Consider the following 14,379-nt stretch of genomic DNA (forward strand, 5'->3'; position numbering starts at 1 on the left):
TTCAGCGTTCGCTCAAAGCGTTAGCTTTGGCACGCAGTAATGGTTTGAGCAAATAAGACAAAATGCTCTTTTTGCCGGTCATGATGTCCAGTTGTGCAGTCATGCCCGGAATAACAGATAAATGCTGTGCCGAGTCTTTTCCGGTGGTTACGGCGCGCACGAGGTAAAACGTGTTATCGCGATCGTCGGTGATGGTGTCGGCGCTGATGTGTTGAATCGTTGCGGAGATGCCACCATAAATAGAAAAGTCGTAGGCGTGCAATTTGATGGTCGCTGGCAAACCGGGGCGCAAGAAGGCGATATCTTTAGGCGCTATTTTGGCTTCCACCAGCAGGCGATCATCGCTCGGAACAATCTCTACAACCGCATTCCCCGGTTGAACGACACCGCCAATCGTGTTTAGCAACACGCGCTGAACCGTGCCATTTACAGGCGAGCGAATTTCAGAGAGCTTCACCTTGTCAGCCAGCCCGGCAACACTCTTTTCCAAGCTGTTCAACTGTGAGCTTGCGTCACTAAGCTCTGCTCGCCATTGGTTGCGGATAGAGGACTCAACCTCTAACAATCGGGACTCAGCCTCCTGAATACTGGCCTTCACCTGCCTAACCCGGGCAGCCGCCTGAAGGCGTTCACCGTCTGCTGCGGCTTGGTCCCGCTGCAAACGCAAAATTTCTATTTCCGAGACGGCGCCAGAAGCTAGCAAGGGTTGGGTTGCCTGCAGTTCCCGTGTCGACATGCGGTAGGACTGTTCCGCAGCAGACTCCCTCGCCCGCACTTCGCTTAATTCTTGCTCCCGTTGAGCAATCTGTTCCCGGGCAACCGCCAAGCGCTCTTGCAGTTCCTTGAGGCTGGCCTTGAAATAACCTTCCTCCTGCTGCAAGACCTGTTGCTGTACGGGTGTTACTGCCTCGCTGTAATTCAACTGAAGTGGCTCGCTATGGATCAATGCTTGCAGCCGTTTCACTTTGGCGGCCAGTGCAAATGCCCGCACGCTGCCTTCCTGAAAACTGGCCATAAAGCGTGTTGGGTCTATGCGCACCAGCAGGTCGCCCTTGCTGACGCTGGCACCCTCATCTACAAACACTTCCTCAATCACACCGCCATCGGCGGACTGAATAACCTGAAGCTGTCGGGAGGGAATAACCTTACCCTCGCCCCGTGTCACTTCATCGATCGGCGCAAACGCAGCCCAGACAATCAGAACCATAAACGTCAGTGCGATGCCGTACAGCAAGCTGCGGGCACGCAGGGTGCTTTGCTGCTCCATGGCCTGATCCGCATCCGTAGGCCAGTGCCGTGAGTTGCTGCGAAATGCGGAAAAAAACGGCCGGAACAAGCGATTGATAAAACCTTTCCCCCGAGCTCCAACGGCGTCAGCCTTGCTCAAATGTTCAAATGCCTGTTGCTCAAGCTCTTTCTGGGCGGCCTTCTCTGCAATCTTCGCATCGTTGCTCATTGTGCACCCCGCTGGATGCTTCCTTGTTGAAGGGCCTGTAGCACGCTTTGCTTCGGGCCATCGGCAACAATTTTTCCCGCATCCATTACAATTAAGCGATCAACCAGATCCAGTAGGCTGGTGCGGTGGGTTATCAACAACAGAGTTTTGCCTTGGCTAAACTGGCCCAAGCCTTTGCTGACGTGGTTCTCCAACATGCTGTCCATGGCACTGGTTGGCTCATCCAGCAATAAAATACTGCTGTCCGCCATAACCGCACGGGCCACTGCAATTGTTTGGCGCTGCCCACCGGATAAACGGTTACCGCCCTCCCCGACCGGCATCGACAAACCGTCTGCATGATCACCCACCATGCCTTTCAAACCTGAGATATTGATGGCCTGCAGCAAGCGTTCATTATTAGGATGTTCTATACCCAGCGTAACGTTGTCGTATACCGTGCCACTGAGCAATTGAACGTCTTGTGGTATGTAACCAATATTGCGGCGCAGCTCACTCGGGTCGATCTGGCCAATGTTTACGCCATCCACTAAAAGGCTGCCAGACGTTGGCCGGTAAAGCCCCAGTATGAGTTTTTCCAAAGTGCTCTTGCCCGAGCCCACTCGGCCAAGAATGCCCACCCGCTCACCAGCCCGAATATGTAACGACACTCCACTCAATGCATCGCGCTCTTCACCGGGGTACTGGAATGACACATCCCTCAGCTCAATTTCGCCACGCAGCTTACCCCGGCTTATTAGCTGTTTGCCCGGCTCGCGATCCTGCTCGGCATCCATAATCTGTTCGACTGATGTTATGGCTGTAGCCGCTTGGTGGTACTGCGTAAGCAAAGATGCCGTTTGCGAAACCGGCGCCATGGCCCGTGAGGACAGCATATAAGCAGCAATCAACCCGCCTTGGCTCATGTCGCCATTAATAACGAGATACACACCGGTGATAATCATCACCACAGATACAACTTGCTGTATCCAGGAAGCTCCTGCACCTACAGACATACCAAGCATGCGCTGCTTGCCGGAGCAGCCCGACAAAAACCGTGTGGTTTGCTCCCACTCACTTTGCATACGGCTACTGGCGTTGAAGCTTTTAAGTGTGGGCGCCGCTACCAGACTTTCTACCAAACCGGAGTTACGCTGCGCACTGGCTTGGCTCATGGTTTCTGAAAGCTGGTGCATGGTGGCCTGCACCGAGAGGGCGTACAGAATAATTATCGTTGCACCGATCAGCACAGGAATGATCATCACCGGCGAAATTAATGCGATGATGACCACAAAGAGTAGGAAAAAAGGCAGGTCGATAAGCGCCGTTACGGTCATGGAACCAATGAATGAGCGAACGGATTCAAACGACTGGACATTCGCCGCGAACGAGCCCACAGACTGTGGAGCATGTTCAAGCCGAGTACCCAGAATGCGTTCCATAATGCGCGCGGATAATGTGATATCAGCGCGACTTGCCGCCAGCTCAACAAACCAGCTTCGTAGCAGACGCAGCGCAAGATCGGCGCAGATGATAATCAGGGCACCAAGCGCAAGAACCCACAAAGTATCTGTTGCATGATTGGGTACCACACGGTCGTACACGTTCATAACGAACAGGGGCATGGTTAAAGCGAACAGGTTGATAAAGAACGCCGCAATCAGGATATCCCGGTAAACCGGCCGGTTTGCCTTTATCACACTCCAGAACCAGTGGCCGTTATCAACTGTTGTGCCAGCCCCGGTTTTACGTTGATCCAAACGGAAATCCGGGCGGCAGTAGAGTGCAATACCACTGTAGGTCTTTTGGAGGTTGGCAAGCCCGAGTTGCTGAATGTCCATGTCTAATTCTGGCAACCGCACTTGCACTGTCTGCTCCTGAAGGTCGATACTTTCGAGCAAACAAGCACGGTTGCCATCAAGCAAAACAACGCAGGGGAGCAGCAAACTGTTCAGGCGCTCCAAAGGCTGCCTTACCAGCTTCACCTTCATATCGACCCTTTCTGCTGCGCGCGCAAACACCGAAGGCGACAAGCGGCCATCAACCAATGGCAGGCCGGCGACCAGCGCATCATGGCTGGTCGTGGTGCCATTTTCAGCAGCAACCCATAAAAGGCAGGCGCTCAGGGGGTCGTTCGTCTGGTCCATAGCAGCGTGTCAATCTCACCTTTTGGCGTGAGTAACACGTACCTCAACGCGACGATTCATGGCACGCCCTTGGGCAGTGTCATTGTTTGCACGGGGTTGGGAGGCGGCCACACCCGAAATCAGCATAACGGTGTTTGCAATGCCACTGTCGATCAAGGCATCACGTACCGAAATCGCTCTGGCAAGGGATAGCTTGCGATTCAGCGCATCGGAACCGGAGCTGTCGGTATGCCCGACAATATTGACTGACTTCACCGTGCCCCGCTCCAGCAGACGTTGGGCGAACTGCTGCAGGTTAGCCATTGCCTCGGGCTTGAACTCAGCGCTGCCAACGTCAAATAGAGTGTCGCTACCAAGGGCCACGATTTCTTCAGTCTCAGATATTTTCAAAAACCGATCGAAGTTTCTGGCGCCCTCATCGGGAATTGTGCAATAGCGACTGGATCCCGGCTTGACCGACTGGTTAATATCACCCAAATTCGGTAGCTGCTCACTACCCACATTCAGGGTATCCAGTAAGCGCCCCATGCTATGAAGCGTTTGTAGGCGATTGATTTCCAGATCGTAGAAGCCATTGGTATAGGCACGCTCAGCTTGGAAAAACTCATTTTCAGAATCGAGCACATCCAGCAACGAGCGACGACCGATGTCAAACTGTTCGCGATAAGCCCCCAATACACCCGACGCTTTTTCACGGTGGGCCGCAAGAGAGTCGAGTTTCACCTGCAAATTGCGTACATCGCCGTGAGCAATCGTCGCTGTTTGTCGCAGATCGACACAGGTTTTATCCCGCAAGCTTTCTGCCTGACTAATACGGCGGTCCGCCGCACGCTCTGCTGCCCGGTCGCTGCCGCCACGGTAGAGGTTGTAGCGTGCACGCAACTCGATAACCGTATCTTCCCCGTATGAGTGCGGGTTTGTGCGCTTATCGAAGCTATTATTGTTTTTATAGGTGCCATGGCGAGCACCTAGCTCAATTGTCGGGTAACGGCCTGCTTTTGCCTCGCCGTAAGAAGCTTCAGACGCCTGAATTTCTTCAAAGGCTGCAAACAAAGCCGGGTTATTGGCGTATACCGCTTCAAGTACCTCACGTAGTTCTGCTGGCACCGCCTGCTCTTGCACTTCATAGGGGCTCAAATGCTCTGCCGGAAATCGACCAACCAAGCGCTGGAACCGCGCGGTAACGCTCTGCAGGTTTGCGATTTCTGTCATTAAGTTAGAGCGCGCCAAAGACAAGCGCCCATCAATTTGCTGCAAATCGGCACGGTTGCTTACACCCTGATCTGCGCGTTCGCTAACGTGGCGTTGCACACGCTGGTGATTGGCCACATTTTTCTGTGCAAGGGTTACAAGCTCTCGGTGCCGGAGAACGCTTAGATAAACCTCACCCGTTTCCAGCGCCTTGGTTTCTGCTTCGTCCAAGAGTTCATAATAGCGTGCCCGACTGCTATGCTCGGCTCTGGCAACGGCGTTTCGCACTCGAAATCCATCAAACAGCATTTGCGTGAGAGACACTTCGGCGTAATTGCGGTTATAACTACCGCGACCATCGTAGTCACGGTCTCCCATGCCGCCAGCTGCGCTGACATCAAGAGATGGCAAGTATCCGCCAAAGGCTTCCCTTTGGTCGTAGGTAGAGGCTTGAAAGGCACTCAAACGAACTTGTAATTCTGGATTAGTTTCAAGCGTCTCTTTTACAACGCTTAATAAATCATCTTGATGCGTAGTTGCAGCATTAATAGTTGCGGAAAAGCTCAAAGAAACCGCGAGGGCAAGTTTTGCGACGGAAGGAACTCTAGCCATAATATCCTCAAGGCAACCGGCACAAGCTCTGGGCCTGAAACGGGTGTGATCAGTAGGCTGACTTCAGTGGATACCGGGCATGATTTGGCTCGCACTAGCGCAAATAGTAGCTCGAAGCTACAACTGAGCTTGGCGGCACCCAACTCAAAGCAGCGAGTTATTGGCCTGATCGTACCTTGCGCAAGGCAAAGAACCTTTGATTGCGCGCCAAAACCTGTGCGCAAAGGTATTTTTTTATCAACCATTCAAAGCTCAATAGCAGCTTTGGGTGGGGCTAGTGCATTATAAAAAGGGTGAGTATGGAGAACAGACGTGTTTTGATTGTTGAAGATGACGAAGCCGACCGCATGCTACTTTCTGCTTATCTTCAACGGCACGGTTGCCAGTTACGCTATGCTCACGATGGCCTTGAAGGTGTCGAAAAAGCTCGGGCCTGGCAGCCAGATATAATATTAATGGACTCAGAGATGCCCCGTTGCAGTGGCCACGACGCCTGCAAAATAATTACCCAGGACCCGAGAACCCGTGATATTCCAGTTATTTTTATCTCAGGTATGACCGCGCCTGAACACCGCATTAGAGGGTTACTTGCGGGCGCCGTTGACTACATAAATAAACCCTTCGATTTTAATGAAGTTAAATTGCGGCTCGCGATACATCTGAGACACAAACCACCAGCACAGGCCCGCAAAAAAAGCTTAGAGGTCGAGACGGCTGCAACAAATAACCGGCATATGATCGTGTTTCACTCCACTCGCACCCATTTGCTAAAATCGCTATCCGTTACACCGTCGATGAAAGAGCTAGAGAAATTGACTGGAACGAACAGCAAACACCTGAACGCAGCATTCAAGGCATGCGCTGGAACAACAGTTTATGAATACCTTCGAGAGGAGCGTATGAAGGAAGCCAAAACCCTGCTTCAACAAACACATCTCGCCGTTCAGGATGTGTCTCATCAGGTTGGCTTTGCAGACAGCGCTAACTTCTCCACTGCGTTCAAAGAGCGCTTTGGGCTAACTCCGCGAGACTTTCGAAAACAACATAGTTGAGACCGGGAACACATTTTGACCAAACGCAATTGGATTGCCACATGCGTCGCCATTTTCGCCGCTTTTTTATTAACCTTATCGACCATTTCACAGGCACAGACCGAAACCTACTCGAATCCCTACTTGGATCTGACCACACAGCCAGATGGTAGTGAACTGATTGAATTCATGCAGGCAATCTCCGGCAATAATGCCATTCAAAGCCTCAATGACGCCCAAAGTGCCGCAGACTGGATCCAGCCTGAAGCAGGCACCTTGAGCGCCACACGCCGCCATGCGACCACCTGGCTTAAAACGACCTTGCACAACAGCAGCAACCAGGCACTGATACGCTGGCTGGCTATCGAGCCTTGGCGCTTAAACAAGGTTCAGGCCTACTTTGTTGACCCAGCTACCGGAAAAACGCTACATCAAACAGCCACAGGTCTGGATATCCCGCTACAAAATCGTGCTGTCAGCAATGGCAAAACCATCATTCCGATACGACTCAACGCAGGCCAAGCACAGCAACTGTTTCTAAAAATAAATAGCGACAACCTTCCGTTTATTAGTATAGAAAGCTGGGAGCCAGTGCCCTACTCAGAAGGACTCACCGAAAACCGGATCTTTCTGGCGGCTCTTTTCGCGGGCATCCTCACGCTTCTACTTGTTCTTGCCTTCCAGCTTAACGCTAGCCTTTTGGTAACGGGCACATGGTTACTGGTGGCATTTATTCGAGAAGCTGAGAAAAACGGCTTTTTCACCAACTATCTACTGCCATCACTCGAAAGTTATTCGGTCAACTTGAGAGTAAGCGCAGCAATGCTTTCTACACAACTCTTTCTGGCCACCTCTGTTTTCGTCCTAGGGCTGAACTACCAACGTGGCTGGCGCAACTACCTGATTGTGACAGGAGTTGCCGCAGCTGCCATGGCATGCCTTACGTTTATTGTCGACGGCAGCACTATACGAAAACTGGGAATCCTGTGCCTAACCGGCTACATGATCACCTGGCCGCTTATCATTCCCGCTGCCCTGAAAACTCGTCCCGCTAGTCAAAGCTCAATACTATTGATGCTGTTGTTGTCAGTATATTGGTTGATCACATCGTTTCTGTTGCTGGGCTACACGTTTAATTTCTACTACACCGCCCACTTTGCGCCTTATCGCCTTGGTATCGAAACTGTAACCGCGCTGGCTTTGATACTAACCTATAGCTGGCAACAAAAACGTCAGATCCTGACAGCTAAAAAAGCCCTAAAAGCTCAGGAAATAGAGAGCCGAAAATCCCTAGAGCAGACCGTCAAACAACGAACGGAAGACTTAAGAAACGCTCTGGAAACGGCACGCAAGGCCAGTCAGGCAAAGGTGAATTTTCTGGGGCAAGTAACCCACGATTTGAGGTCGCCACTAACCGCCATTCTCGGCTATGCCCAACTTCAATCTGTTAACACGGTCGATGCTCAGAAAGCCACGCAGGTGATTCTGGATAGAGGCATGTACATGAAGGATCTCATCGATGGTCTGGTTGATTACGCGCATGGAATCTCAACAGCTTCAGATGAGCCGCGAGACATCTATCTAATAGCCTTTATCGACAACCTTGTTAACCATGCTCACATCATCGCCAGCAAACAAGCCAACCGTTTTCAGTTTAAAATCGAGACGGGTTTGCCAACAGTAATTCGTTGTAGTAGCAAACAGTTGCAGAGAATTTTGCTCAACCTTCTGGACAATGCCGCTAAGTACACTCAGGGCGGCGAATTTTCTCTGGCGGTTGCAGTGGCCCAAACCTCAAACCAACCGCCATCACTGGTTTTCCGTGTGAGTGACACGGGATGCGGCATCTCTTCTGACGACCTCAAAGAAATATACACTCCGTTTTACCAAAGCTCCGAGAGCAATCCCGGTGCGGGCCTTGGTTTGGCCATCTGTTTTGAACTCGCGGAAAACTTGGGGGGGCATCTTGAGCTGGAAAGTGAGCCGGGCAAGGGAACCACAGCCACCTGCACGATTCCTTGTATAGTGGGAGATGAGCGCCTCGCAGCCCCATCCCTTGCCGCCGTTCAGGATTTACTCCCTACGTTTGATGCAAAAGGCCAAAAAGCCTGGATTGTGGAAGACTCTCAACCGGTCAGCGAATTGCTGGACGATGAGCTCACCGATATGGGGTTTGATGTTGAGCTTGCGGCAACCACAGAAGCTTTTGCCCAGAGGGCAAGCGGCAGTGCCCCTGCAATCATTGTTACGGACTACCAACTACCGGGCGCTTCCGGTGATGAGGTTCTTAGGATCGCGCGCGCCCAGTGGCCTATGGTGCCCGTAATACTCCTATCGGCAGTGCAAAATAGTAGTCTGCGCGCTGAAGAGAGTTCACCTACACGCTTCAGCGCTTATTTATCCAAACCTGTGGACCGTCTAGAACTGCGCACGACAGTGGCTGAGCTATGCAATCTGGCACCGGACGCTTAAATGGTCATTATTCGATCTGAAAGAACCTATAGCTGCGCATTAATTCATCAGCTTTCCACCTGCCCGCATTCGTGAAATTTTATTGATAAGAGCATGGTCCTGTGTCACGACCTTGCTCGGGCAAGATTTCACACCCTTAAAAATCTCTATCGTTTCTTTTACTGGAATAAGCTGCCCAACCTGCACGTTTAAGCAATCTGTCCAGAATTTGGTGCCGTTACGCCAGTCTGTTTCGTCCTTGTAAAACTGGATTCCGGCTTCGCTTATCTCGCCATAGCTGATGGCGCCTAAAATATACGCATGCTCGTACTGGCGTATGCTTCCGGGCGCTTTGTTACTTTTTCGATGAAGCGATATAAACAAAAAATAATCGGGTATTTGGTGGGAATGGTTATACAACGGCACTGTGGCTTCATAGTGTATCTTGGGCACTACAGTTCTATCTTTCGTTTTAACGTCGATCGTCAGGCTATTATTGATTAGGTAATCATGTTTGGTTTCGTTGAGCTGAGACGTAAAGCCTATGTTTTTCGCTCTCATCCAATGTTCAGCGATAACCTCACCCAAACAACCAACAACGTTTGCTTCTTCTTTTCTTCTCGAATAATCAAAAACCGGTAACCTCGATGCCCTAAGCTCCGCCTCTGAGTATATCCATTCAGGTATGCTTAGCATCCGCGTGTACCAACGGTTCCGCCATACTTCGTCCATCACGTAGTTCCTTTACGTTCAGTCTTTTCAAAAGATTGCCAACAGCCTCGCCAAGGGCTCTTCCCAGTAGCGGCGGGACAGCATTACCAACCTGTGTGTATTGGGGCACTTCGTACTTGCGCATTTGGCCTCCGGTCGTCACCTTCGACCTGAAAGCAAAGCCATCCGGAAAGGATTGGATTCGCGCCATTTCTCTAACAGACAGGGTTCTGAGCTCGTCGTGATCATAATGGCAAGCATCATCCGGAATGGACAATGCTGCAGGGGCAGGTGAATCCGCCGTTAGCGCTTTTTGCGTTTGTTTTTTCGTACCATGGGCCTTTAAATAGTTTTCCAGCTCGGTTTTGCTCTGGAAAAAAACGTACTCGCCCTCACCAGAGAGAAAATCAAAACCCATGACCCTCTCGGCAACATCAGCAGGCAGTTCTTCCCTTTCCCCTTTCAGCAGCGCTTTCACGATGCGCTCATCCGATCGGGACACTTTCTGTAGCATCTGATAGATCCGAAACCGGCGCTTAACATGCTCCCCATTGTTGCGCATTTCATGGTTTTCCATGTCGTGCTCCGGGATAAATGGAGTAAACACCCGGTTGATCTGCCGTACATACTCAGACGGCAACTCCGGGGCGTGGATTTTAAGATCGTCAATAGCATCACGCACGGTTCTCACACTATCTCGATAAGCAACCAACGGGCGGAGAAATGATTGCTCGTATAGCTCATGGTGCTGAGGTTTATCAGCATCGAAATAGGAAATATCACCGAATGCCACAGGCTGGCCCTGCGTAATAGTGAGATAGAACTGGTGAGAGGGTAAAAAAAGATCTCGCTCTACGGCGCTGAAGGTGGGCTCCAGCTCATCATATATATCTGCACGGGTGGCTAACATAATGAACCTTGGCCGATTCTGCGCCACACCGGCAAGTTTGGCGTTTACATGAAGACAAAGCGGAACATAGCCTACAACCGCAAACGCCTTTGCCACTTCGAACCAGGCGTGAAATTCTTGCCCCTCTTCCTTGAACGCCCGCAAAATGCCCGTAACGTTTTCGAGCAACGCAAATTTCGGCTGGGTAAGCTCCACAAATTTCGCCATCTCCCATGGAAGGGAATTGCGTTGGTTGGTTCGCTGGCGCAGCCCGGCCAAGCTGAAACTTTGGCAAGGCGGCCCGCCTGACACCAAATCCAAACCACCACGGCCAAAACTGCTTTGCAAGGCATCACTGCACTCTGGTGAGGTCTCAAGAAACCGATTGAGCTCAACAATACTGCCAACAACCAATGCCCCATCTAAATCTGCAGGGCCGTTTATATCGCTCTCACCTTCAGGAAAAGGTGGGAATTCGTGCGGGTTTTCACGCAAGCGGTTGTGCAAATTCGATTTAGGAAACTGGCTGCTTAACCACTTGGTTCGTTTTGGTAAGCCGAACCTTTCCTCTCCATCGGCCATGGCGCGGAGGTTTTCATCCAAAAAATTGTACGCAAAGGTTTCCGCAGCCATCGGCGAGAGTTCGTTAGCCATAACGAGTTCAAATTCAACAGATTCAAGGCCGAGACCCAAACCGCCACAACCGGCAAACAACTCGATATGGTTCACTTACCAACACCTACAACATGAGACTTTGACGGGGGATTTTACGGCAGCCGGGGTGAAAAGTCCAGGTATTTAGGGTGCAGGGTGCCACTGAACTAACACTCAGAGTCAGCGATATTGCGGCTACCATCAACCTCGGTGCCTTCGCCCTTTGCGTGCTCCTCACAAGTCGCCTCACACATGAAAACAACACCTTGTGATCCTCTTCACAGACCCAGCAAATTACACAACCATTTAAAAGATATTTTTTTCTTTTAAATCAAACGATTAAACCTAACATACCTTAAATGGCCACACACCCTTAGGCAATTGCGTCAATGGCTTAAACCGGTCTTGCTGCGAGGTTAGCCGCAAGATCGAGCAAATCAGGATTACCCAATGTTCACAGCCAACTATAAAAATTCCCGCCTGCTGTCGCTGCTAGCGCTGTTGCTTTTCGTTGTTATGCTGTCGGGCTGTTCTGCCATCGGGGCATCTATGAAAGCGGCGCCCACCCTGAGTCACTGGGGTGGCTTGATCAGCATGGATATGGAGGATCTGGAAAGCAGGTACACGAATGAATACTCGAAATTCGTGAAGGTGAACGGCTACAACATCCACTATCAGGATCGCGGTCAGGGCGAGGTTGTCATCCTTATGCATGGCATCTTTTCATCCCTGCAAACCTGGGACACATGGATTGACGAACTTTCAAAAAATCACCGGGTAATTGCACTGGATATGCCAGGCTTTGGCCTGACCGGCGGGCCAACCGAGCTGGATGACTTCAACGAAGAGCACGCGCTCGATGCTTTCGAGACGTTTGTGAATAAGCTGGACTTGGACAGCGTTTCGCTCGCCGGGAATTCTTTGGGGGGTTATATTGCCGCAAGGTATGCAGCCCGAAACCCCGGGCGCGTGAACAAGCTGATTCTCCTCGACCCTTTCGGTTACCCGCAAGATACACCTTGGATACTCAGCATTGGCACTCTCCCGCCCGTTGCGTTTATTGGCAATTACATTCAACCGGCTTGGATGGTAGCGCTAAACGTTGCCTGGGTTTACGGCGACTCAGACCGCGTAGCTCAAGAAGATTACATACGTTACGTTCACATGAACCAGCGCCCGGGCGCAAAACCACTGTACGTTAAGACCCTAAAAATGATCGAAGCCCGAGCTGGAAACTTCGAGCCGGCACCGTTTAACCGCATTACCGCCAAAACACTTCTGATGTGGGGTGAAGAGGACGCATGGGTACCTTTGGAGCTTGCCGACAAGTGGATGGCAGATATCCCGAAAACGGAACTTATTGTATACCCGACAGCGGGACACATTCCGATGGAGGAATTGCCGGAGGAAACAGTAAAGGACGCTGCGCTGTTTCTACGGCAGGGCTTGGGGGCTTTTGCTCAGCGAATGGATTGATAATGCGCGGGAAAACCGGCGCTCGCTGCCTTCCGTGGCTTTTGGGCTAAACTGGTACAAAATTCGACCGTTTAACTACAAAAGCAAGAGGGCAATACCGTGACAAGACTACTGCTGATTCTGGGCCTGCTACTTATGTTCTCAGTGTGTGCCCAAGTCAATGCGGCGAATACAACGGAAGGCCAGAGTGATTCCGCGAGCAACCTGCTTTTCATCCTTGATGCGTCAGGTAGCATGTGGGGCCGAATCGACGGCACGCCCAAAATCGCTATTGCCAAAGATGTCATGTCCCAGCTGATCGCAGACCTACCTGATAACAGCAGAACTGGCTTGATGGCCTACGGGCATCGCCGTAAAGGCGACTGCGCCGACATTGAGTCGTTAGTCGAGCTTGGGCCACTTGATCGCAGCGCGATGAATAAGCGTATTCAGGGGCTAAATGCCTTAGGCAAGACACCGATTACCGAAGCCGTAACCCAAGCCGTAGAACAGCTGCGTCAAATCGAAGATTCAGCCAACATTGTATTGGTCTCGGATGGGCTTGAATCCTGTGACGGCGATCCGTGCAAGGCGGTCGAAGTAGCCAAGCAATCCGGAGTCGACTTCCGTTTGCACGTTGTGGGCTTCGATTTGGGTGATGCAGATACCAGCCAGTTACAGTGCATGGCCGATGCAGGTGGCGGCCAGTTCTTCACAGCGGCCAATGCAGACGACCTTACCACCGCTCTTGAACAAGCTGTAACGGTTGAACCACCGCCTGCGGTTGTAACCGGCGCCATCAAACTTACGGTCACCGTGAACGATAAGCCGCTGAAGGCCAGAACCTACCTTCAAAATGCAGACAGCCGCAAAGAGGTTTCCCGTGGGGGCACGAGCAAAGAGGGTATCGTCAACTATACGGTCCCTGCAGGCGAGTATCGCATTCACATCCGGCCAGACGGCATCAGTGCGCCGGACCAGTACATCGATAACGTAATTGTTAGCGCTGGCGAAACCCTTGAGAAAAACTTCAACTTCCGCAGTGGCAAGGCCCAAATTACCGTCACAACAAATGGCAAGCCGCTAAAAGCCCGAACCTATATCCAGCATGCCGATACCCGCAAAGAGGCATCGCGTGATGGCACAGACAAAAACGGAGTGGCCAGTTACAACGTGCCAGTTGGCGAATACCGCATCCAAGTGAGACCAGACGGAATCAGCGCACCGGATCACTATGTGGATAACGTAGTTGTCACGGCTAACGAGACTTTCGAAACCGCACTTGAAATCCCGAGCGGCACTGCACAAATTACCGTCACAACCAACGGCAAACCACTGAAAGCCCGCACTTACCTTCAGCGTGCCGACAACCATAAAGAAACCGCACGGGGCTCCACCAACAAAGAGGGCGTGGTTAGCTACACCGTTCCCGTTGGCGAATATCGCATTCAGGTACGCCCTGACGGCATCAAGGCTCCCGACCGTTATTTGAACGGCGTTTCAGTAACTGCTACAGAAACCACCGAGGTAAGCATGGATTTCCCAACCGAATCTCAGGGAGACAAAGACTGACCGGATAGCGCTCTATTAGCCGTCCCTATCCTTAGCTTCAATCTTGTGGGCCTTGCGCTTACGCTGGTAGCGCTGGGCCCAGACCAAAACCACCAGAACGAAATAGATATAAAAGGCCCACATACCCACCAGTTGAAACACACCCCAAGCAATGATAGAGACGAGTAGGCCCACCATTAGCAGAGCAAGATCGTCTTTGATCTTAGCCTTAGCCATCACGCGAACTCGAAA

10 protein-coding genes are annotated in these 14,379 nt (G+C 51.5%); 4 read left to right on the forward strand and 6 right to left on the reverse strand.

Features of this window, described 5'->3' with window-relative positions; all coding sequences use genetic code 11:
* Window position 1: 1 nt before the first annotated feature.
* Genes FE845_RS01970 through FE845_RS01980 form a run of 3 tightly spaced genes read right to left on the reverse strand, consistent with a single transcriptional unit; the run spans window position 2 to window position 5,385 of the window.
* A complete protein-coding gene (locus FE845_RS01970) occupies window positions 2-1,456 on the reverse strand; it encodes an HlyD family type I secretion periplasmic adaptor subunit (RefSeq protein WP_200361496.1) in 1,455 nt (484 codons plus the stop codon).
* Window positions 1,453-3,582 (reverse strand): type I secretion system permease/ATPase, encoded by a 2,130-nt coding sequence (locus FE845_RS01975; RefSeq protein WP_200361497.1) that lies wholly within the window; start codon window positions 3,580-3,582, stop codon window positions 1,453-1,455. The genes FE845_RS01970 and FE845_RS01975 overlap by 4 nt, the downstream gene beginning before the upstream one ends.
* Before the next feature lie 15 nt (window positions 3,583-3,597).
* Window positions 3,598-5,385, reverse strand: coding sequence for a TolC family outer membrane protein (locus tag FE845_RS01980; RefSeq protein ID WP_200361498.1), 1,788 nt, complete (start codon window positions 5,383-5,385; stop codon window positions 3,598-3,600).
* Between the two features lie 299 nt (window positions 5,386-5,684).
* On the opposite strand from FE845_RS01980, the gene FE845_RS01985 reads away from it, so the two are divergent.
* Together FE845_RS01985 and FE845_RS01990 are read left to right on the forward strand one after the other, a co-directional pair.
* A complete protein-coding gene (locus FE845_RS01985; protein WP_200361499.1) occupies window positions 5,685-6,437 on the forward strand; it encodes a response regulator in 753 nt (250 codons plus the stop codon).
* A gap of 15 nt (window positions 6,438-6,452) precedes the next feature.
* A complete protein-coding gene (locus tag FE845_RS01990; protein WP_200361500.1) occupies window positions 6,453-8,888 on the forward strand; it encodes an ATP-binding protein in 2,436 nt (811 codons plus the stop codon).
* Window positions 8,889-8,927: 39 nt separating this feature from the next.
* On the opposite strand, the gene FE845_RS01995 is transcribed toward FE845_RS01990, so the two are convergent.
* Entirely contained in the window at window positions 8,928-9,599 is a 672-nt protein-coding gene (locus FE845_RS01995) for a hypothetical protein (RefSeq protein ID WP_200361501.1), read from the reverse strand.
* A complete protein-coding gene (locus FE845_RS02000) occupies window positions 9,547-11,196 on the reverse strand; it encodes a DNA cytosine methyltransferase (RefSeq protein WP_200361502.1) in 1,650 nt (549 codons plus the stop codon). The genes FE845_RS01995 and FE845_RS02000 overlap by 53 nt, the downstream gene beginning before the upstream one ends.
* Window positions 11,197-11,571: 375 nt before the next feature.
* Between FE845_RS02000 and FE845_RS02005 the strand changes: the two genes are divergently transcribed.
* Together FE845_RS02005 and FE845_RS02010 are read left to right on the forward strand one after the other, a co-directional pair.
* Window positions 11,572-12,597 (forward strand): alpha/beta fold hydrolase, encoded by a 1,026-nt coding sequence (locus FE845_RS02005; RefSeq protein WP_200361503.1) that lies wholly within the window; start codon window positions 11,572-11,574, stop codon window positions 12,595-12,597.
* A 99-nt stretch (window positions 12,598-12,696) separates the two neighbouring features.
* Complete coding sequence (locus tag FE845_RS02010; protein ID WP_200361504.1) at window positions 12,697-14,148, forward strand: vWA domain-containing protein; 1,452 nt, start codon at window positions 12,697-12,699, stop codon at window positions 14,146-14,148.
* 15 nt (window positions 14,149-14,163) lie between these two features.
* On the opposite strand, the gene FE845_RS02015 is transcribed toward FE845_RS02010, so the two are convergent.
* Window positions 14,164-14,364, reverse strand: coding sequence for a hypothetical protein (locus FE845_RS02015; protein ID WP_200361505.1), 201 nt, complete (start codon window positions 14,362-14,364; stop codon window positions 14,164-14,166).
* Window positions 14,365-14,379: the final 15 nt, after the last annotated feature.

This window comes from Marinobacter sp. 1-4A (assembly GCF_016597725.1).
Taxonomy (GTDB): Bacteria; Pseudomonadota; Gammaproteobacteria; order Pseudomonadales; family Oleiphilaceae; genus Marinobacter.